Source organism: Paraburkholderia humisilvae (assembly GCF_902859855.1).
Lineage (GTDB): Bacteria > Pseudomonadota > Gammaproteobacteria > Burkholderiales > Burkholderiaceae > Paraburkholderia > Paraburkholderia humisilvae.
The window spans coordinates 1-582 of record NZ_CADIKH010000479.1 but is presented as its reverse complement, the minus strand read 5'-3'; the positions used below and the strand labels follow the sequence as shown (position 1 = coordinate 582).

The following is a 582-nucleotide window of genomic DNA, read 5'->3' as shown; positions in this document are numbered from 1 at the left end:
CCGCGCATGTACTGCAGCGTCTCGGGCAGCGTGTAGTGGAACACGCAGTTGTGTTTCGCGTACTCATCCCATTGTCGCGGGTTCGGCTTGCCGACCAGCGCATCGGTGCCGCCTTCGCCGCGCCAGCCGATCAGGAAGCCGACGCCCGAGCCCGGCGCGGTTTCGTGATGGATGATGAAGTCCGGATAGTCGCGATACTTGCGCGTGCCGTCCGGCTTCGTGAAGGCCGGCAATTTGAGCCGGCTGCCGAGTTCGATCAGCACCTCCTGGAACGGCCGGCACTCGCCGGTCGGCGGCACGACGGGCACGCGCACCGAGTCGACCGGTCCGTCGAATTCGGAGATTGGGCGGTCGAGCATCGACATCGCGTCGTGGCGCTCGAGGTAAGTCGTGTCCGGCAGGATCAGATCTGCGAACGCGGTCATCTCCGACTGGAACGCATCGCACACGACGATAAACGGGATTTTGTACTCGCCGTTCTCGTGCCGGTCGGCGAGCATCTTGCGCACTTCGACGGTATTCATCGACGAGTTCCATGCCATGTTCGCCATGAAGATCATCAATGTGTCGATCGGATACGGG

Annotated in this window: 1 protein-coding gene; it reads right to left on the bottom strand. The window is 62.5% G+C overall.

The annotated features are described in order from the left end of the window. A partial coding sequence (locus HV796_RS43150; RefSeq protein ID WP_175233660.1) for a molybdopterin-dependent oxidoreductase occupies positions 1–582 on the bottom strand: 582 nt, incomplete at both ends.